This window comes from Steroidobacter cummioxidans, from assembly GCF_003104955.1.
In genome coordinates, this window is sequence record NZ_LSRW01000003.1 from 51,656 (window position 1) to 72,209 (window position 20,554).

Sequence of the window (20,554 nt, forward strand, 5' to 3'; positions counted from 1 at the left end):
CCGGGTCGGTGTCACATCATCTCGACTCGCCGCGTTCGCGAGCCAAGGCTTCCACGCGGCCCTGCTCCCGACGGATAGCTTCCTCGCGAGCCTCGTCGATGGCCAGCATGACCTCACCGACATCCGTAACCGTTTCATCCTTGGCAAAAAGTCCCGTGAGCTGTGTCTCGGGTTTCAGTTCGCCGAGTTCGAACAGCGCCCACATCTCGGCTGCATATTGTGTATCGAGAAGCTCCGGCGCGAATCGGCCGAGCGTTGCGGTCACGTTCCGTACATCGCGATCGAGCATCGCAAACGCGCTGTTGTTGCCCGCCGCGTTCACAGCCTGAGGCAGATCGATGATGACGGGCCCATCGGCGCCGACGAGCACATTGAACTCCGACAGGTCGCCGTGGATCAGACCGCTGCACAGCATGCGAACGATCTGCTCGATGAGGATGCCGTGATATTCGAGCGCCAGGTCAGCCGACAACGTGACTTCACCCAGACGCGGTGCCGATTGCCCATCCAGATCGGTAACCAGGTCCATGAGTAGCACGCCGTTGAAGAAACCGAACGGCTTGGGCACCCGCACGCCCGCGGCGACCAACTGATATAACGCATCGACTTCGGTGTTCTTCCACGCGACTTCCTGCTCCTTGCGACCGTAACGCGTGCTCTTCGCCATCGCACGCGCATTGCGACTGCCGCGAACCTTGCGGCCCTCCTGATACTGCGCACGCTGCTGAAAGCTCCGTTGCGCCATGTCTTTGTACACTTTGGCGCAGCGAATCTCGGCCCCACAGCGGACGACGTAGACGGACGCCTCCTTGCCGCTTTTGAGCTGGCGTACGACCTCATCGATGATGCCGTCGTCGAGCAACGGCTGCAGACCTTCAGGAGTTCTCAATCTCTTCTCACGCGGGACTTACCCGACCGACTTGAATGAAGCAGTTCCCGCATTATATCGATATCCGGCAATCGTTCCGACTTTGATGCGGCTCACCGCCTCGTCGATGACGAACCGGGGCACAAGCTCATGTGCCGTTTCCTTGCCTCCGGTCGCGCCGATCCCTGCACCGCCCTACCTCGCTGCGTAAGCGCATATAAACCGAACAGCACCTCCAGGCGCTCGGTATCATTTCTGAATCGTCGTCCCACGTAGATGCGCTCCACGACCTCATCATTGCGGTCGTGGGCCTGCTGCAAATGAGGAAACTCATTACGCATCCGCTCCGGATCATACATCTCGTCGATCGTTTCCGGGTGATACCTCTCCCGCGCCTGCAAGATCTCGCTCGCAGCGTTGCTCAAATCTGCCTTGTCCTGCTCTGTCAGAGGCGGCAGCGGGAACGTGTTCCAACCCAGAGTATTGGAGTAACGATAATCGGTCTTCAACTTGCCGCAGACGGCGGCGATCCAGGCGAGATGCAGGCGTGACACGAGCAACGCCAGATTCCACAGCGGCGCATCGTACAGGGCGAACGCACTATCCGCGACAATCGTGGTCGCATCCAACAGACCCACTGGCAGATAGGCGCGACGCTCGGAACTGTGACGTGGGACGATGATCGCCGACTGCCGGGCAGTGCCTTGGATCTGGACGAATCTGTAAGGCGCTTTTGCGTACTCGCGGGTTGAGTCGGCCTTGCTGGACAAGCGCATGGCTTTCACGGCCTCCAGACGTTGCGCGATCAATGGCGAGCCGGCCGCTTCCTCATATTGGGCTTGCTCGATCCAAAGACAGTACCGGATCTTTCCTTGGATGAAATCTTCCGACCCGACAAATCGCCTCAAGTACTTGCCGTAGATTGCGTCGCTGCGCTGCCCGGCGTCCTTCTCCTCGTGAGAGGCAATCAGATGGCCACCATCGCGCGGCATGTTACCGAACAGCATTGGCGCGCGATCCCTCGGAGGATCGCGTCGGGCCTCGACGACGAGATTCGGGCCATCCACGAGATATGGATTGATGTTGCCGCAGATCTTCTCGAGTGCTGTGCCATCGGCATCGAGGGTGTAAAGACGCTTTTTCTTGCCCGGCGTATTCGACAGGCCAACGATGATTACGATGACGCCAGCATTGCGACTCGCCAGATTCGCCCACTTGAATGAGGTATGAGCGAAATCGATGTCATGCGCGGTTGCAAATATTGACGGCCACAAGATAGGGACCTGTTGTCCCTGACAAATCGAATTCGTGGCCACGAACGCGGAGCCGGCGTTGGTCCTGGTTCCATAGTCCGCGGCTTTCATCAGCCAGGCCGCGGCGTAGTCCAGGGACTTCCAACCTTCCACACGCCCATCGAACACGGCTTTCAAATCGGCCTTTTGCTCGTCCGACTGGAGCTTGTTTCCTAAGTACGGCGGATTCCCACAGAGATAGGTCTCTCCACCCGAGTTTTCGAGCTCGCCATCCACTTGGGCCGGGTCGGCGGGATGCTTCACGCCAGGCCCCACTGGCGGACAGATGCTCAGCCAATCCTCCCGCAACGCATTGCCGCACGTTATCCCGATCTCGGCATCCAGCGGCAGGATCTCCGCCAGCGTAAGTTTCTTACCGCGATAGAGAGCATCGCACTGATACGCAGCGATGATGAGCGCGAGGCGTGCGATTTCCGCCGGAAAATCGCGCAACTCGATGCCGTAGAAATTCGACAGCGGGATCTCGGTGGCGCGGTTCAACTCGCCGCGACGCTCATTGATCTTCGCCTCGATCGCTCGCATCTCCTTATAGGCGATCACGAGGAAGTTACCGCTGCCGCACGCCGGGTCGAACACCCGGATTTTCGACATGCGCTTGCGGAGATTGAGCAACGCCCGAGCGTTGTCGCCGGCCTCGTTGAGCCGCGCGCGCAGATCATCCAAGAACAGTGGATTCAGCACCTTCAGGATGTTCGGCACGCTCGTGTAGTGCATGCCCAGCGCGCCGCGCTCCTCGTCGTCGGCAACAGCCTGAATCATCGACCCAAAAATATCCGGGTTGATCCTGGTCCAGTCCAGGTTGCCGATGTGCAGCAGATAGGAACGGGCGATCTTGCTGAACCTCGGCACGTCCAGGCTGCCCGAGAACAAGCCGCCGTTTACGCACGGAAACGCGGCGGCCCAGCGCGGAAGGTTGACCGCTTCGTGGTCGACTCTCCTGGTGTTCAGCGCCAGAAATATGGTTCCAATCACTTCACTGGTGTTGGAAGACTCGCGGGCGCTCAAGCGCTCCACGGTGGAGGTAAACAGGCGGCCCGTCGAGCCACTGGGAAAGATATCGGTGTGCTCGGCGAAGAAACAGAAGATCAGCCGAGCCATGAAGCGGTTCATGTCATGGCGGCTCTCCTCCGTATCCCAGGCCGGATTGTCCTTGCGAAGCTCGACGTAGAGGCGATTGAGGCGGCTCGTCGCCCGAATGTCGAAGGAGCTGTCCCGTACTTGCGGGACGGTGGTAATCCCAGCCAGCGACAGGAAGAAACCGAAATGATCCGGGAACTCGCTGTAGGGGCAGGAGATCGCCTCACCGTTGCCGATATCCTCGGCCGCAAAAGTCTCCCCATCGGTCGCCAGCACGAATTTCGCTTTCGCTCTGGCCGTCGCCGGGCTGGACTTGAGCGCGACCAACGTCTTCGTCACCTCGCCGGGGGCGGCGACAGCAATGTGGATGTTGTTGGTCTGGAGGACCCCGCCCAGATCGGACTGGTTGGACTCGCTCCTGCGCAATCGCTTGAGGGTGGTTTCCTTGATGCCAAAGGCGTGCAGGAAATCGAATGGGAACTGCGTGAGGTCGAAAGTCTGCTCAGCTAATGCTGAAACAGCCTCTTCGATCTCAACAGCGTTCATTCTTCGCCTTTTTCGTCGCAGGTTGCCAGGATCGGCTCAGCTCCCAAGCTCGAATGCGTATAGCCGACCCTTGAGGTCCACGGCATACACGGTGTCGTCCACGATCAGCGGGGACGCGCCAAAGCCCCAGTTTTTCTTCGCGTCGATGACGTCTTTGGACGGCTCCTCTTGATACAGCCAGCGAACTGCGCCGCTACCGCGCTCCAGTGCGACCAATGCACCGCTGCGGGATCCCGGTAACGGGCCGACGCCAACCGTGCCCGCCACGACGAACTTGTCGTTCACCGCAGTACGTGACCACGACCAGCCCGGTACCGGCGTTTTCCAGTGCAAGGAGCCGTCTGCGACCTTGATTGCATAGACGCTGACAGCATCCGACGAGCCCGTATAAACGAAACCGTCGCGCACGACCGGAGTCGACTCGATCCACGAGAACCAGTAGTAACGCCGCCATTGTTCTTTCCCGCTGGCGGCGTCCAGAGCGATCAGGTCGTAGGTGCGACTGCCGAGCAGTACGCGATCGCCGCTGATAACGAGATCGCCAGGCACCGCCAGCTTTGCATCGTAGGTCCACCGCACCTTGCCATCACGCGCTGACACGGCCTGGACCTTGCCGTCGAACGCCGCGAAGAGAACGAGATCGCGATACACCGCAGGTGTCGCGGTCATCATGTCACCTGCAGTCACGCGCCAGATTTCGCGGCCATTCTCTGGATCGAGCGCATAGAGGTTGTTGTCGCGGCTGGCAACATAAAGACGCTGCGCGTCTGCGACGACGCTCGATCCGTACTGGTCCCAGCGTGATTTCTCCTGGTCAGTGGGAAGGCGCTCCGGGCTGCCCGCGTCGATGCGCGCTCGCCACTTCTCGGCGCCGGTGTGTTTATTCAGTTGGTACAGGAAGCCGGAGTCCGAAGTGACATAGACGCTCTCGCCAATGACGGCGGGCCGGCCACGAATCGCCTTTTCCGTCGGGAATTTCCACCGAATGCTGCCGCTAGCGTCGACAGCGTTGAGCACCCCCTGTTCATTGCCGACGAACAGCAATCCGGACTGCGCATCGCGCTCCAGCCCCGCCCACGCCGCAGCGCCGAGCTGCACCGACCACTTGACCTTCGGCTGCTTGCCCTTCCATTGCATGGGCTCGGGTTTTGCGACGGGCTCGCCTCGATGGAATTCGACCGCGATGTCGTAGACCGGCACCGCATCGTGCGGCAGCACGCCACTTAGCGTCCGACTGTCGGGATTCCAGGTGAGAGGAAAAGAAAGCGGCTTGGTATCGATGCGATTTCCATCCAGTATCACTGTGCCCAGCGAAATTGCATACGCACCGATTGCAGGCAGCGAGAGCTCCGCTACGGGCTTGCCATCCTTCTCGCTGAATTGCAGCACGACCCGGGACGACTCGCCCGCGTAGACCGGATCCGCCGACCACCAGCCGGCGAGGTCCGAGAATGCCAAGGTCGCAGGTTGCGCCTGCAACGCAATCGCATTCGTCAGGCAGATCAACCCAATCCCCAACCGCACGATCATTCTCACGGTGCTCCCCTCGTTCGAAGTTCTCCGACTCCTCCAGCGAGCAGCTTCGGGAGTAGCGTGTCGCGCAAGCAAGCGAGCGCTCTGGATTCGCGATCGTTCTTGGCTATCTGTGCAAACAACGGCTTTGCGATGTGACCGAACGCAGCTTGCAGCGACAGCGGCGGGACAACAATGGTCATGGCACCCAACGAAGCGCGACTAAGCTCTGTTTGGCCGGTCGAGCCTTCGGCCAGCTGCTCAATCTCCGTTTCTCTGCCGGTCAATTCCAGCCCGAGATAGTAGGGATCGACCTCGCTTCCAGGACGCACGACAGTCACATGCGAGTCCACTATGGTCGGTTCCGATAGCTCCAGAACCTGAGCGACGCGCCCCAACGTCCCGGTACCAGTGGAGTTCACAAGAATGTCGAGCGGGCGGAGCAGTCGACCGCGAGTGCTGCGTTTCCGATCATTGTGCCGTCGCGCGTGATGGGCACTGACGCGATGATCTCGAATGCACTTCTGATTCAGCACCAGGACGCCGCCGGTGTCGCAATAGGCCGGTCCGACACCCCGACTCAGATAGTCGCACAATGACGCGAGCGGTCTCGTTGTCCATCCGCTCGGCATCTGCCGGCGCTCGAAATCCACGAACCAGTTTCGAAAAAACGTGCGAGCCAGCGCTTCAAGCGACGCACTCATGCGTCGATTCAACTCGATCTTTGCATCCAGCGTGCCCAGGATCCGCGCTATCGCTGCTTGTTCTTGCAGCGGCGGGATCGGCAGCGGAATGACCGCTAGATTCCCTTTGTTGAATCCCGCTTGCGCGCTTCTCGCCCCGCCTGCGGCCAGTGGCTGCTGAAAATAAGGACTGCGGAGCAACTGATACACGAAATCGACATCGACGTGGCTGCTGGGAATGACCTTTGCCAAGGCAACGTTGTAGGCACCGGAAAGCCCCCGGCAGATACGCCCAAGGGCGGCTCCATAGCGCCCGATCAGCACATCGCGAGTCTCACACTTGCTCCATTTGGCCGAGTCAGGAATGTAAGTCCGGTGCGCGTCGGTATCGAAGTCTCTGATCTGAACCAGCCGAACGTAACCCTCTCGCTCCGAGTCGACAAACGTGGACGCGGGCGGTTGCGTGCCCCCTTCGACATCCAGTACGTCCGTAAACCATTCCCACCGCCAGCCTGCGGGAAGCCCATGAAGCTGCTTCGCCAGCGAGTCCCGAATGTCAGTCGCCATAGCCCAACCCCTCGAGATTGGCCTTGATTGCTCGTTCGAGCCGCGCGGACTCGGCAAACTGTGCCTTCAGCTCCGCAACGAGCTTCTGCACCTTTTGTTCGAAGGGCTCGCCGTCGTCCTCCACTTCCTCCGCGCCGACATATCGTCCTGGCGTGAGCACATATCCATGAGCGGCGATTTCGGCGAGCGCTGAGGATTTGCAGAATCCCTTGATATCTGTGTAGCCGTTGCCGCGTTTCCACGCTTTGAACGTGTCGCTGATCCTATCCAAATCGGCCGCAGTGAGGTCGCGCAGTACGCGATCCTTCATATAACCAAGCTGCCGGGCATCGATGAACAGTGTTTCGCCGCTGCGATCGCGATTGTGTCTGCGCGACTGCTTGCTTTTGGTCAGGAACCACACACACGCGGGAATCTGTGTATTGGTAAAGAGCTGGCTCGGCAACGCGAGGATGCATTCCACCAGGTCCGCCGCCACCAGCGCTTTGCGGATTTCCCCCTCGCCTTTGGTATTGGATGACATCGACCCGTTTGCCAGCAGCAGCGCCATCGAGCCGTGCGGGGCCAGGTGATACAACATGTGCTGGATCCACGCAAAGTTGGCATTGCTCTTGGGCGGCAAGCCATAGACCCAGCGTGGATCGCCTTCCAGGCGGCCGTCCCACCACTCACTCATGTTGAATGGCGGATTGGCCATCACATAGTCGGCGCGCAGGTCGGGATGCTGATCGCTCAGGAATGCGTCAGCAGGCTGTTTACCAAAGTTGAAGTCGATGCCGCGGATGGCCATGTTCATCGCGGCCAGCCGCCAGGTCGTGGGGTTGCTCTCCTGACCATAGACCGACAGCTCACCGATGCGACCGCCATGGCTTGCGATGAAAGCTTCACTCTGCACAAAGAAACCGCCGGAGCCCATGGCAGGGTCGTACACCTTGCCTTCAAAGGGCTCGATCATCTCGACGATCACGGCGACTATCGACTTGGGAGTGTAGTACTGCCCACCATTTTTTCCTTCCGTCACCGCGAACTGACCCAGGAAATATTCGTAGACGTGCCCCAGGATGTCCTTGGCGTTGAGGCTGGCGTGACGGAACGGAATGGCGGAGATCACCTCGCCGATCAAGCCAATGAGCTTGCCGGGCTCGAGCTGCAAGCGCGCATAGCGGTTCTTTTCGATGACGCCCCTGAGCCGCAGATTCTCCTTCTCGATCGCTGCCAGCGCATCGTCAAGCAAACGCGCGACGGAGCGAAATATGTATGTCTCGGTCGCGCCGTTGCGAACGGCAATTTCAGTGCCCGGCGCCAGCGTTGCGCTTTCCCGAATCGTTTGCCATCGCGCCAGCGCAGGCACCCAGAAGACGTTGTTCTCGGTGAAGTAATCGCGATCTTCCAGCTCGGCGTGGATCGCCGCGTCGTACGCAGCGTCGGATTCGTAGTCGCTGCGATCCAGAAAACAGTCACTGGCCGGATCTTTGAACGCCGCCTGCAACTCCTCCCGACGAATATCGAACGCGTCGGAAACGTACTTCAGAAAGATGAGTCCGAGCACGGCGTGCTTGTAGACCGCAGCATCGAGATTGGAGCGCAATCGATCGGCGGCATTCCAGAGCTTCTTGTCGAGCTCGTTGAGGAACTGTTGCCCACTCTCATTCATGCACAAAACCTTCGATCTGGTTCAGCGCTGCCACTCCGCGCCGCCTGATGTCGTTGTAATGCATTGATCTGGATCGCAATATAGCCCAAGGCAGCGGACCCGTCGATGAGCCAGCTGAACCTTTTCCCCACTCGCGAGTTGCTCCAAAAGACTATCTCCTTCAGTCGAGCACCGTCTCATGACCAGAAACTTCAAGCCAGGCGACCACGTCCGCTGGAACTCCGAAGCTGGTCGCGTCAGCGGCAGGATCATCGCCGTTCACTTGAAAGACGTCGACTATAAGGGCCACACGCGTCACGCGAGCCCGGACGATCCGGTGTACGAGATCAAGAGCGACAAGACGGATCACATCGCCATGCATAAAGGCGCCGTGCTCCATAGGATCAACTGAGACGGGCTACCGTGCGGCGCGATTTCCTTGGTGTATGATCGACGCTCGCTCGAGCAATGAATGTTAGTGGATGATGAGAAAGATCGCTGCCGCCTGGATTATTTACCTGCTCACCACCACTTCGGCCTTCTCAGAAACAATCCAGCAACAAATGGGCTGGGCTGGCTGGTTCAACACTCACCGGCTGAGCGAGCACTGGGGCTACGTATCGGACGTGCAGCTGCGCTCGAGCGATGATTGGGAAGAGGCGCAGAATGCTTTGCTACGTCCGGGCCTCACTTACTTTCTCGACAATCGCAACAACGTCTCGCTGGGCTACGCGTGGATCGCCACGCTCAACAACCCAGGCGACAATCTGATCGAACATCGCATCTGGCAGCAGTACATCCATACTCATAGCTGGAGCGCGGCGGCGATCATGCACCGCGTCCGCCTCGAACAGCGCTTCGTCGAACCGCAAGGCGGCGGCGATCGTCGGTTCTCACAGCGCCTGCGCTATTTTGTCCGCTCGGTGATACCGATGAGCGCCGGCCAGTCTCCTTTCACCCAAGGACCGTTCGTCGCCCTGCAGAACGAGCTGTTCTTCAACATCCAGCACGACGAGAACGTCAACGGCCACGTGTTCGACCAGAATCGCCTGCTGCTCGCGCTTGGCTACCGCCTCAGCAGCCGTTACGACCTCGAGCTCGGATATATGAATCAGTTCATCAACGGTCGCGTCAATGACACGATGAACCACATCGTCCAGTTCGGTTTGTATTCGCGCTTCTGATCGTCGCTCCCACTACGCCGCCACCCTCTTTGCCCCCACCACGCACGCCACCACGGCGAGCGTCACCACAAGCATCCCGGCACTGACGTGCTCGCCAAGCAATGTCGCGGCGAGCGCGAGACCGAAGAAGGGTTGCAGCAGCTGTAACTGCCCCACCGCAGCGATGCCGCCCTGAGCGAGGCCTCGATACCAGAACACGAAGCCGATCAGCATGCTGAACAAAGAAACATAGGCGAGACCGAGCCACGCAGGCAGGCTCACATTGCCGAAGCTCGGCGGAGCAAGCGTGACAACCAACACGAGCATCAGTGGCAACGACACGGCGAGCGCCCAGCAGATCACCTGCCAGCCACCGAGCCTGCGCGACAGCTTCGCGCCTTCCGCATAGCCCAAACCGCAAATGACGATTGCCGCCAGCATCAGCATGTCGCCGGTCGGTGAAGCCGATACACCTTGCCCGACGGCGTAGCCGACCACGAGCGCGCTGCCGACGCAGGAAAACAGCCAGAACGCCGGCCGCGGTCGCTCACCTCCGCGCAGCACAGCGAAGATCGCCGTCGCGAGCGGCAACAAGCCGACAAACACAATCGAATGAGCAGAAGTGATGTGCTGTAGGGCCAGCGCCGTTAGCAACGGATAGCCGATAACCACACCGATCGCCACGATGACGAGTGACGGCACATCGCGTCGCTCCGGGAGTTTCTCGCGCGCCGCGAGTAGCAACGCGATCCCTAGCAGCGCGGCGATGGTCGCGCGAGCAACGGTGAGGAACACCGGATCGAAGTCCATCACGGCCGCACGCGTGGCCGGCAGCGAGCCACTGAAAATCAGCACACCGAGAAACCCGTTGAGCCAGCCGCCCGCCGTCTTGTCCACGCACCGCTCCGCCACCTGAAGATTGCGCATGAATTCTGTGTTGGCGGGCGATCCTAGCCCAGGGACAGTACGGTACAATTTCGCCGAACTGTCCTGGTCGTTGGAGCGGTACGGTGGACGGACAAATGGCGGAGCCCGCCGCAAGCGGGACATTGATCGAACAGGTGATCGCGACGATCAAGCAGCGGATCGCCGGGCGCAACTTGACGCCAGGCGCGCAGCTGCCATCGATTCGCGCACTCGCGCAAACACTGAAGGTTTCGAAGTCCACAATCGTCGAGGCCTACGAGCGGCTGGCCGCCGAAGGCATCATCCGCTCGCGCCCAGGTGCCGGCTTCTATGTCGCCGGACATCTCGCGCCGCTGTCGCTGGCCGACATCGGCCCGAAGCTCGACCGCGCCATCGATCCCTTCTGGATTTCTCGACAATCGCTCGACGCCGGTGACGCGGTGTTGAAACCGGGGTGCGGTTGGCTGCCGCCCTCATGGATGCCAGAAGAGGCATTGCGCCGTTCTTTACGTACGCTCGCGCGAGCGCCGGAGGCAACACTCACCGACTACGGAACATCGCTGGGCTTGCCGGCACTGAGACAGCTGCTGGCGCGACGCATGAGTGAGCGAGGCATCGAAGCGTCGCCGGAACAGATCATGCTCATGGAGTCCGGCACACAAGCCATCGACCTGCTGTGTCGATTTCTGATCGAACCGGGCGATACTGTGCTCGTCGACGACCCGGGCTATTTCAACTTTCACGCGCTGCTGCGAGCCCACCGCGCCAACGTGATTGGCATTCCGTACACGCTGACCGGCCCGGATGTCGAGTTGTTTGCGCAAGCGGTGAGCGAACATCGACCGCGCCTCTATATTACGAACTCGGCCATCCACAACCCGACCGGCGCAACGCTCTCGCCCGTGACGGCGCATCGCGTGCTCAAGCTCGCGGACCAGGCTGGCATGACGATCGTTGAGGACGATATCTGGGCCGATTTCGAGCACACGACGGCGCCCCGGCTCGCTGCCTTCGATGGCTTGAATCGAGTGGTTCACATCGGCAGCTTCTCGAAGACGCTGTCGGCTTCGATCCGTTGCGGCTACATCGCCGCGCCTCGCGGGTGGATCGATGGCTTGATCGATCTCAAGATCGCCACCTCGTTCGGCGGCGCCCGCCTGTCGCCCGAACTGGTGCTGACCTTGTTGAAGGACGGCAGCTATCGCAAGCACATGGAATCGGTGCGGTCGCGGTTGTCCAAGGCCATGGGCAGGACGATCGCACGGCTCAAGCCCCTGGGCCTGAAGCCATTGATATCGGAGCCGTCCGGAATATTTCTCTGGTGTCGCTTGCCCGACGGTATCGATGCGACGGACGTTGCGCATCGAGCCTTGGCCAACCATGTCGTGCTCGCCCCGGGCAACGCGTTCAGCGTTTCGCAAACGGCGAGCAGCTTCTTGCGCTTCAACGTCGCCCAATGCGAGGACGAGCGAATATTCAAAGTCCTGAAAGCGGCGATGCGCCCGTAGCCGATCGAGTCACCGTCGCGAGGAAACGGCGATACCCCCGACGATCAGCGCAAATGCCACGCCATGAAACCATCGCGGCGGTTCGCCCAGCACCGCGGACGACAGGATCGCTGTGAAGACTGGCGTCAGATTGTTGAAGAAGGACGCAACGGCCGGCCCCGCTCGCTGCACACCGAGACCCCAGCAGCGATAGGCAATGAGCGAGGGGCCGATCGCGACGTACAACAACAGCGCGACGATCCAGCCGTTCCACTCGACATGAGCCGCCCCGACCGACCACTCGCCGAACGCGGCAGCACTCGCCCACAATGCGCCGAACGCCACCTGCGCCTGCAGGAACTCGGCCCAGGGCCAAGTGCCGATCGATGGATCGCGCGGCCGGGCTAGCATCCAGCTGTAGAACGCCCAGGAAATGATGGCCACCAACACGAACAGATCACCGGGGACCAGTTGCACGTTCGCAAGCATGGTCCAGTCGCCATGCGACAGCACCAGCAGCACGCCGACCAGTGACACCGCGGCACCGATGATCTGCATCCTGCGGGGTCGCTCGCCATACCAAAGCGCGCCCACGCACAGCGTCCACACAGGCAAGCTCGACGTGATGAGTGTGACGTTGATGGGCGTGGACGTCTGCAACGCCAGATACTGAAACGCGTTGTAGCTGCCGACGCCGAGCAGACCCAATAGCAGAAAATAGCCCACGCGGCGCCACAGCGGGCTGTCCGCACGCAGAACTTGCCGACCGAGGGGCAACAGAATTGCGAACGCCAGCAGCCACCTCAGCGCGTTGAGCAGCAACGGCGAGATCCAGCCGACAGACATCCGTCCCAGAGTGGCATTACCCGCCCACAACAGCGGCGGCAGCATCAACAGAAGTGCAGTTCGAGCAGTCAGCGGGGTCGTCATCAAGGATCAGGCAGCGTGAACGTCGCTGATCATGTTACCGCGGCATCGACATCGCTGCAGGTTGACCCATACCCCGCCTTACTCGAACACCTCCGCCGACGCCACCGCCCGGCGCGACTCATCCAATCCGCCCACGATAAGGAGCTTCCCACTCTGAAGCGCCGTCACGGTGTGCCAGAACCGCGTTCTCGTCATGACCGGCCCATCCCGACGGCCGCCCTCGACGGTCATGATCTCAGTCGTGCCCGTGCCGTCGCTCGTGAACGTGTCCAGCCCGCCCACAATGAGCAGCCGCGAGTCGACCAGGCGTCCAACACCTAGGGACGCGCGCGGTGTTGCCATCGATGCAAACGGGGCGAACGTATTGGCAGCGGGATCGAAGCGCAGGACGGCGCTGATCGGCTCATCGTCCGCGTCCACGCCGCCCAAGATGAGCACGCCGCCATCGATCATCGTGTGAGCAACGTGTCTTGCTCTGGCAACGGGCTCCGGTGCAGGAAGCAAAGTAGATGTTGTAGATACCGGATCGTACAGCTCGGGTGGCGCGGCTTGGCCGTCAGCCGTGTACCCGCCATAGATCAGCACACGCCGATCATCGATACGAACTGAAGTATGTTCCGCGCGAGCGACTTGCAGAGTTCCTGGCAGCAGCGTGAAGGCACCCGTCGCGGGATCGTAAATCTCGACCGTGTTATCCGGCCCCACGCCTCTCAGGCCGCCGGAAATGAGCACGGTGCCATTTGGCAGCAGGCTTGCGGCTGCGAACGTGCGATCTCGTTGTGGCGCATTGGCCAGCGGGGTCGCCGCGCCCGTACTCCCATTGATCAATTCGGCGCGAGGCGAACCGGTCAACGAGCGGAAGCCGCCAGCGACCAGGATGTTGCCGTCGTACAGTTTCACCGATATGAAGCCCACGCGCCCGGTGGCGAGCTCGCCGATCTGCGAGAACCGCTCGGTGGCGGGATCGAACGCCCAGACGCTATCGGGGAACACCGGACCATTGTCTTCGCCGCCGAAGATGATGACGCGTCCGTCCTGCAAGGTAGAGGCAGCGTGTTCGGCTCGTGCGAAAGGCATATCGACCGCCCGGGTACGCTCGCGATAACTCACATTCAGATCGAGATCGCGTGACACGGACTGAGCGCCACCAGTAACCACCAGCTTGTAACGGATGGTGTGCGTCAGATCGCTGATCGTGACTGGCTGCCCGCTCTGCACGGGGATGTCGTCGGGTTGGAGTACAGCCGTGCCGTTTGCGAAGACCGCCGTCAACCGCGCGCTCTCGCCGACGTAGTAGGCGGAACGATCGGAGGTAAATTGATTGATCACCGGGCCCGTCGGCGGCGGCGAGCCGCCGCCCCCACCTCCACCACCGCAGCCGCTAAGGAGGATGCCGAGGGTAACGAGCGCTGCCGCTGCTCGATAAGTGTGTGCAAGCACGTTGCCGGTCCGCTGCATAAACATTAGCGCGCGACAATGCCAAAGCGCACCAGCCAGGTGCATCCGCCGAACGGGCTATTGAGTGGGGCGCTCTGGCCGAAAAGCGCTCTCTGCATCGGCGCAGGGCTACTGGGGCCTTCTCCCTCGAAGCGGATCGTTCGTCTGCGCCGGGTCCGCCCGCGGATGCATGGGTTTCTTCGGTGAATCTTTCTTTGGCGGGCGGCCATGAAGCTTCGATGGATCCGGCGCAGGTCTCGGCTGCGGCTCCACATACGTTCCTTCGCTCTGCGCATCGTCCCGGACATCCGCTGTATCGGCGACGCTTGCTCCAGCAAGCAGCATGCATCCGGTGACGATCGGGACTCCACGAAATCGCCTGTTCATGCGCTCTCCTTCCTTGTTGTTGGCAACGCGAGAGCGACTGTAGAGGCGGGTGCGACGCGACATCCGCGAGTTACGACATAAGCGACGCACTTTATTCTCATCCCTCCCTGCCAATCGATACGGTGCAAGCGATCGCAACCGCCTGCGGCTTTACCCTAATCGATCCCGATGACGTCAGGTTCGATCCAATGCCGGACGGACGCTCGCCGGCCGCCACCGAGGCGTATTGCATGCATCGTGGATGCGGCATTCCCTGAGAATCTTGGATTGGGAAAATGTTGTGCACAACCGCACTTCAGTTCCCCAACAGCCGACCGCTACACACCTGCGGTACGCACTGGTATGTGCTCTGGAGTCTCAAGGTCAATGTTCAACGATATGAAGGTAGGCACTCGCCTCGCGATGGCCTTCGGCGTGGTTCTGCTACTGCTGGTGGGCGTGGTGCTTACCGGGGTCAGCCGCATGGCCAATATCAACACGATGCTGCAGGAAATTACGCAGGAGAACGTCGTACAGATGGCACATGCCCAGGAGATTCGCGCGGCATCGTATGGGCTCGGCACGTCGAGCCGCGATCTGATCATCCTCACCAATGAAGACGACATGAAGGCCGAGTATGCGGTTCTGCAGGCCACCCTCGAGAAGTTGCGCTCGGAGCGCACGGCGCTCGGCGAACTGTTCAGCAAGCTCGACAGCACCACTGCCAAGGAAAAGGAGCTGTTCGCAAAGCTGGACGAACTCAGCAAGCCCGTCCCGGCGCTGATCGAGAAGGTCGCCAAGTTGGCCCTGTCGAACAAGAATGCCGAAGCCACTCAGGTGCAGCGAAACGAAGTCTCGCCGGCCACCGACGCTGTGATCGAGGCGGCTGAGGGGCTCGTGCAACTGGAGAGCGACCTCAACGACAAAGCTGCCGTGGAAGCGGTGCAGACCTACGCTGCCGCTCGCAACATGATGGTTACGCTCGGTGCTCTCGCGGCACTGCTCGCGGTCGCCGCTGCTTTGCTGGTCACGCGTAGCATTCTCCAGCAGCTCGGTGGCGAGCCCTCTTATGCCGCGCAGCTGCTCACGTCCGTGGCGAACGGCAACATCAACATCGAGGTGGCCACCAAGAACGGTGACAACAGCAGCATGCTGTACGCCGTGCGCAATATGATCGACCGCCTGAAGCAGGTGATCTCCGGCCAGCAGCGCGTGGTCGAAGCCGCCAACCGCGGCGATTTCAAGGAGCGCGTGGACCTCAACGGCCTCGCCGGCTTCCAGAAGGAAATGGGCGAAGGCCTCAACCAGCTGGCCACTACCACCGGCGGCAGCATCGACGACGTGGTGCGTACGATGCGCGCGATCTCCGAAGGCGATCTCACCAAGACGATCGACAAGGACTATCAGGGCGCTTATGGCGAGATGAAGGAATACGCCAACAACACCGTGCTGAAGCTCTCGATGATCATCAGCGAGGTCAACAGCGCGACCGATTCTCTGTTGAGCGCCGCTGAGCAGGTCAGCACGACCGCGCAGTCGCTGTCGCAGGCCGCCACCGAACAGGCGGCGGGCGTCGAAGAGACCAGCGCCGCCATCGAACAGATGACTGCCTCGATCGCGCAGAACACCGAGAACGCCAAGGTCACCGATACAATGGCGTCCAAGGCGTCGACTGAAGCGGGCGAAGGTGGCGAGTCGGTGAAGGCCACGGTCACGGCGATGAAGCAGATCGCGCAGAAGATCACGATCATCGACGACATCGCTTATCAGACCAACCTGCTGGCGCTCAATGCCGCGATCGAAGCGGCCCGCGCTGGCGAGCATGGCAAAGGCTTCGCCGTGGTCGCCGCTGAAGTGCGTAAGCTGGCCGAGCGCAGCCAGGTCGCCGCGCAGGAAATCGGCACCGTCGCGACGGGCAGCGTGGAGCTCGCGGAGCGCGCCGGCGCCCTGCTCAGCGAAATCGTCCCGAGCATCAAGAAGACTTCGGATCTGGTGCAGGAAATCTCGGCGGCATCGCAGGAACAGTCTTCCGGTGTGGGTCAGATCAACTCGGCGGTCGCGCAGCTCAACCAGACGACGCAGCAGAACGCAGCTTCGTCCGAAGAGCTCGCCGCCACCGCGGAAGAAATGAGCAGTCAGGCCGTGCAGCTTCAGCAGACCATGTCGTTCTTCAAGACCGGCGGCAGGGCGTCTCGAGCAAGCGCGCCCCCGGCTCGCAAGCCCACGGCGGTGAAAGACCAGCAGCGCAAAGTTGCTTCAGCCGCGCCGGTGATGGGCAATCTCGCAGTTTCGGGCAACGAGCCTGATGCATCTCAGTTCGCGAAGTTCAACTGAGCGAGCGCCGCGATGACTCAGGCAAGCACACATCAGGCAACGGCGGCAGCAATGCCGCTGGCGCCCGGCGCGGAAGCGCAGATCAATCAATATCTCACATTCGTCCTGAACGCCGAGACCTTCGCCATCGGCATTCTCTCGATCAAGGAGATCATCGAATACTCGAGCCTCACCGATGTACCGATGATGCCGCCCTATGTCCGGGGCGTCATCAACCTGCGCGGCGCGGTCGTGCCGGTGATCGACCTGGCAGTTCGCTTCGGGCGCGTCTCGGCGCCGGTCACGAAGCGCACTTGTATCGTCATCATCGAAGTGATGGTGAACGCGGAGCGGCAGGTGATTGGTATCGTCGTCGACGCGGTGAACGAAGTGCTCGACATTCCGGCTGCGGATGTCGAGCCGCCACCGGCGTTCGGCACCGGCATCCGCACCGATTTCATGCTGGGCATGGGCAAGGTGCACAACAAGTTCGTCATCCTGCTGGACGTGAACCACGTGCTGGCGTTCGACGAACTCGCCAGCCTCGAGCTGCCTCCTGCCGAGTAAGGACGCGCAACACCAGGTGAATGGATAGCTGGCTGGGAAGAGCTCTCCCAGCCAGCCTCCTGCTGCAATCCGGTGCGATTCGACGTACACTGCCCGCCTCTGGATGCAAATCCAGAGCCCTATGCGCCAATAAACAACCTCTGCATTTCCTACTTGTTTCTCCTGCAGACGTGCACGCCTGTGCGCGGAGGTTGTTTATGTCCCCAGTTATCGTGGCGCGCGACGTCGCGTACGAATTTTCCAATGGGCGCGAGCTGTTCAAGCAGCTGAGCTTTTCCCTGAATGCCACGCGCTGCGCCTTGGTCGGCCCCAACGGCGTCGGTAAAACTTGTCTCGCCCGACTGCTTGCCGGAGAGCTCGAACCGACCCGTGGCGTCATCCAACGTCACGGCTCCGTCTCACTGTTTGCTCAACGCCAGCCCGCCGAGCCCATCGCCGTGGCTGACTATCTTGCAGCCGTCGATGAATGGTCGCTGACGCGAGACCAATTGCTGACAAACATCGATCAGCAAGCGCTGTGCACGACTCTTAGTGGCGGACAGTGGATGCGAGTGCGGCTGGCACGCGCGCTGGACGACGGATTTCTAATTCTCGATGAGCCCACCAATGACCTCGACCGCGAGGGTCGCGAGGCTGTATTCCAGTTTCTTCGTGCACATACGGGCGGCGCATTGCTGATCTCTCACGATCGCGAGGCACTCGAGCTGTGCGATGAGACCCTGGAGCTGTCCAACCTCGGCTTGATGAAATTTGGTGGCTCGTGGTCCGAATACGTCATCGAGAAGGATCGAGAGCGCGCACGCCTCGGCGCGACACTCGATCAAGCGAAACGTGAGCGGGATGCAGCGGTCGCTCATCGCGTCGAGCAGCAGGCTCGGCAAGAGAAGCGCAATCGTCGTGGACAGGCGGCCGCGGACCGCGGCGGCCTGCCAAGAATTCTGGCGGGTGGACGCAAGCGTGCAGCCCAAGTCACCACGGGCAAACGCGACATCGCTTTAGTTGAGCGCGCCGAGACTGCTGTGACGAGGGCACATGAAGCGTTCGCGGATCTGAAGATTGATCCGGTGATGTACGCGGATCTGATGGGCCAGGCACTGCACTCACAGAAACTGATCGCCGAGGCCCGCGACTTCAACATTCGCTTTGGCGATTGGCTCTATCCGCAGGACGTCGATTTCAGCTGGCGCGGCAATGTGAGACTGGCCTTGCAAGGCGCCAACGGTTCCGGCAAGTCCACGCTGCTCAAGGCAATCACTGGCGCACCCTTGATCACGCGCGGTGAATTGAACCGCGGCCCGCTTGTTACCTTATATATCGATCAACATTGCAGCGTGCTCGACGACACCTTGAGCGTGCTCGACAACGTGCGCTCCGTCGCCACCGGCAGCGAAAGCGAAATCCGCACGCATCTCGCTCGCTTTCTATTCACCAAGGACACCGTCTTTCAAAAAGCCAGCACCTTGAGCGGTGGCGAACGCCTCCGCGCCACCCTCGCCCGCGCCCTGCTCGCCACGAGCAAGCCCGAACTCCTGCTCCTCGACGAGCCCACCAACAACCTGGACCTGGCCAACATCGAGTTCCTGGAAACCCTGGTTCGCGAATTCCGCGGCGCACTGATCGTCGTCTCGCACGACCAGCGTTTTCTGGAGAACTGCGGGATGTCGTCGGAGTTCGTGCTGCCGACGGCTCGTTGATCCACTCCCAGCGCGCGTGTCGTTCATACGGCACGCGCGCTCCTGGCAGATTTCCGCGGCACGGACGCCGCGGCGTGCTGCGCGCGGCTGTCCACGGAATCAGCCGCGTAAGCAATCTTGAAACAAACAGCTATTCATCATTTTTGAGCGCACTCATCGATGCATCATCGTAACGGCGGGTTCGCCAATACCGAGCGACTCGCGATGGAGGTGACGGATCACCGCCGAATGGAGCAGTCCATCGATGGGCGTAAATTGGGACTCGGGCCTCATTTACTGGAAGGACCACATCCCCAGTACATCAGAGCGCTACTCGCTCTCTCATTTGCATCCTTTCATCCAGCCATTGAACCTGTCCGCTACCGAGAAGCACCCCAGTCGCAACGTGCAGCTACACGTCTCCTTCGGCCTGCACACATTTACCCGCGCAATACTAGCTTGCGATAGCGATCATCAGTTCTACCGGGACAACAGAGAGGTGCGCAGCTTCTGCGCGAAGAGATATGCAAGCTCGTTTGAGCTGCCACAGATCATTCAAACTCTTGAGCACCGTCGCTGTGAGTTCGCGCGTGGCATGGGCGGCATCATTAACTACGTCACAGTGGAAACGCGGAGAGGCGAGCGCTATGCAGTTTTCTTCGACCTGCGACGATTCAAGAAGGCTGGCGCGGATGCTGTACACCTGATGGTGCAATCGGCGTACGTACTCGATGCCAACAAGCCGGCGCCAGGCCGGGGCCGCATCAGCTTCCATGCCTTGCTGGGCCATATTCTGCGGGGCACAAATCCTCGCCCTCCGCCTTGAACATCGAACCCCAGAAACGCGAAACCCCGCTCGAGGCGGGGCTTCGTCAGTCCGGATCCGCTTACCTGCCACCGGGGCAGACCTCTCGCGAGGCGGGCGTGCACCGGGCCGGCTTTTGTGCACTGGTGGGGAGTGTAAGGCGACCGCCGGAGGAGAACAAGCCGGTTTATTTTATTAATTAGGCAGACCATCTCATTGGTTGCTCCCTACGGACCACCCTCCCAATCGGCTACACTAGTTTGCTATTCTGTGTATCCGTACAGTAACCCAAGCAGGGGACGACGATGAGCGACGCGCAAGGGTTGTCCGAATTTCTCGTCATTTCCAAAGGAACGTGGGATGAAGACAAGTCTCCGGAAGAGATTCAGGCGGCCATCGATGCTTTTTATAAGTGGCACGACGTGCTGGTGGCACAGGGCAAGATGATTTCCGGGCAGCGGCTGCAGCCGGCCAAGAGAGTAGTTTCCAAGCATGGCATCACCGACGGGCCGTTTGCTGAAACCAAGGAAGTGATCGGCGGTTACTGGCATTTTCTGGCAACCACCCTGGAAGAGGCGGCTGCACTGGCCGCGCAGAACCCGTGTCTGGCGTGTGGGCTGAGTTTGGAGATCCGGCCGATCGAGCCGGTGCGCTGTTCCGCGTTCGAGCAGACGACCGAGACGCCGAAGAGCCGCCGGAAGTAACGAC

Annotated in this window: 16 protein-coding genes; 8 read left to right on the forward strand and 8 right to left on the reverse strand. The window is 60.8% G+C overall.

Translation table 11 applies throughout. The features are described 5' to 3' along the window. Nucleotides 1-16: 16 nt before the first annotated feature. The 5 genes from D0550_RS01625 to D0550_RS01645 all read right to left on the reverse strand — a co-directional run bounded on the left by D0550_RS01625 (nt 17) and on the right by D0550_RS01645 (nt 8,220). Nucleotides 17-889 carry a PA4780 family RIO1-like protein kinase gene (locus D0550_RS01625; protein ID WP_116807355.1) on the reverse strand — a complete coding sequence of 291 codons (873 nt, stop codon included), beginning with the start codon at nt 887-889 and terminating at the stop codon, nt 17-19. A gap of 92 nt (nt 890-981) precedes the next feature. Then, entirely contained in the window at nt 982-3,804 is a 2,823-nt protein-coding gene (locus D0550_RS01630; RefSeq protein ID WP_116807356.1) for a class I SAM-dependent DNA methyltransferase, read from the reverse strand. 36 nt (nt 3,805-3,840) lie between these two features. Beyond that, complete coding sequence (locus tag D0550_RS01635; protein WP_116807357.1) at nt 3,841-5,334, reverse strand: outer membrane protein assembly factor BamB family protein; 1,494 nt, start codon at nt 5,332-5,334, stop codon at nt 3,841-3,843. 2 nt (nt 5,335-5,336) lie between these two features. After that, complete coding sequence (locus D0550_RS01640; protein ID WP_116807358.1) at nt 5,337-6,566, reverse strand: restriction endonuclease subunit S; 1,230 nt, start codon at nt 6,564-6,566, stop codon at nt 5,337-5,339. After that, nucleotides 6,556-8,220 carry a class I SAM-dependent DNA methyltransferase gene (locus D0550_RS01645; RefSeq protein WP_116807359.1) on the reverse strand — a complete coding sequence of 555 codons (1,665 nt, stop codon included), beginning with the start codon at nt 8,218-8,220 and terminating at the stop codon, nt 6,556-6,558. The genes D0550_RS01640 and D0550_RS01645 overlap by 11 nt, the downstream gene beginning before the upstream one ends. 178 nt (nt 8,221-8,398) lie before the next feature. Here D0550_RS01645 and D0550_RS01650 point away from each other — a divergent pair, with 178 nt between their 5' ends. Both D0550_RS01650 and D0550_RS01655 read left to right on the forward strand, forming a co-directional pair. After that, nucleotides 8,399-8,611 carry a hypervirulence associated TUDOR domain-containing protein gene (locus D0550_RS01650; RefSeq protein WP_116807360.1) on the forward strand — a complete coding sequence of 71 codons (213 nt, stop codon included), beginning with the start codon at nt 8,399-8,401 and terminating at the stop codon, nt 8,609-8,611. Nucleotides 8,612-8,681: 70 nt separating this feature from the next. After that, complete coding sequence (locus D0550_RS01655) at nt 8,682-9,383, forward strand: DUF2490 domain-containing protein (protein ID WP_241520688.1); 702 nt, start codon at nt 8,682-8,684, stop codon at nt 9,381-9,383. A 12-nt stretch (nt 9,384-9,395) separates the two neighbouring features. On the opposite strand, the gene D0550_RS01660 is transcribed toward D0550_RS01655, so the two are convergent. After that, the gene (locus D0550_RS01660; protein WP_116807483.1) at nt 9,396-10,259 is read right to left on the reverse strand and encodes a DMT family transporter; all 864 of its coding nucleotides are present in this window, start codon (nt 10,257-10,259) and stop codon (nt 9,396-9,398) included. 125 nt (nt 10,260-10,384) lie between these two features. Here D0550_RS01660 and D0550_RS01665 point away from each other — a divergent pair, with 125 nt between their 5' ends. Then, nucleotides 10,385-11,776 carry an aminotransferase-like domain-containing protein gene (locus tag D0550_RS01665; RefSeq protein WP_116807361.1) on the forward strand — a complete coding sequence of 464 codons (1,392 nt, stop codon included), beginning with the start codon at nt 10,385-10,387 and terminating at the stop codon, nt 11,774-11,776. Nucleotides 11,777-11,785: 9 nt separating this feature from the next. Here the strand turns inward: D0550_RS01665 and D0550_RS01670 are convergent, their stop codons facing one another. Beyond that, on the reverse strand, nt 11,786-12,685 hold the full coding sequence (locus D0550_RS01670; protein WP_116807362.1) for a DMT family transporter: 900 nt from the start codon (nt 12,683-12,685) through the stop codon (nt 11,786-11,788). 78 nt (nt 12,686-12,763) lie between these two features. Continuing rightward, nucleotides 12,764-14,125, reverse strand: coding sequence for a Kelch repeat-containing protein (locus tag D0550_RS01675; protein ID WP_161965581.1), 1,362 nt, complete (start codon nt 14,123-14,125; stop codon nt 12,764-12,766). Between the two features lie 762 nt (nt 14,126-14,887). On the opposite strand from D0550_RS01675, the gene D0550_RS01680 reads away from it, so the two are divergent. The 5 genes from D0550_RS01680 (at nt 14,888) to D0550_RS01700 (ending at nt 20,550) form a co-directional block, all read left to right on the forward strand. Next, nucleotides 14,888-16,822 (forward strand): HAMP domain-containing methyl-accepting chemotaxis protein, encoded by a 1,935-nt coding sequence (locus tag D0550_RS01680; RefSeq protein WP_206606038.1) that lies wholly within the window; start codon nt 14,888-14,890, stop codon nt 16,820-16,822. A 12-nt stretch (nt 16,823-16,834) separates the two neighbouring features. Then, complete coding sequence (locus D0550_RS01685) at nt 16,835-17,368, forward strand: chemotaxis protein CheW (protein WP_116807365.1); 534 nt, start codon at nt 16,835-16,837, stop codon at nt 17,366-17,368. A gap of 197 nt (nt 17,369-17,565) precedes the next feature. After that, nucleotides 17,566-19,062 (forward strand): ATP-binding cassette domain-containing protein, encoded by a 1,497-nt coding sequence (locus tag D0550_RS01690; RefSeq protein ID WP_116807366.1) that lies wholly within the window; start codon nt 17,566-17,568, stop codon nt 19,060-19,062. Nucleotides 19,063-19,306: 244 nt separating this feature from the next. Next, nucleotides 19,307-19,867, forward strand: coding sequence for a hypothetical protein (locus tag D0550_RS01695; protein WP_153066999.1), 561 nt, complete (start codon nt 19,307-19,309; stop codon nt 19,865-19,867). Between the two features lie 284 nt (nt 19,868-20,151). Then, a complete protein-coding gene (locus D0550_RS01700; protein WP_116807368.1) occupies nt 20,152-20,550 on the forward strand; it encodes a YciI family protein in 399 nt (132 codons plus the stop codon). Nucleotides 20,551-20,554 lie beyond the last annotated feature (4 nt).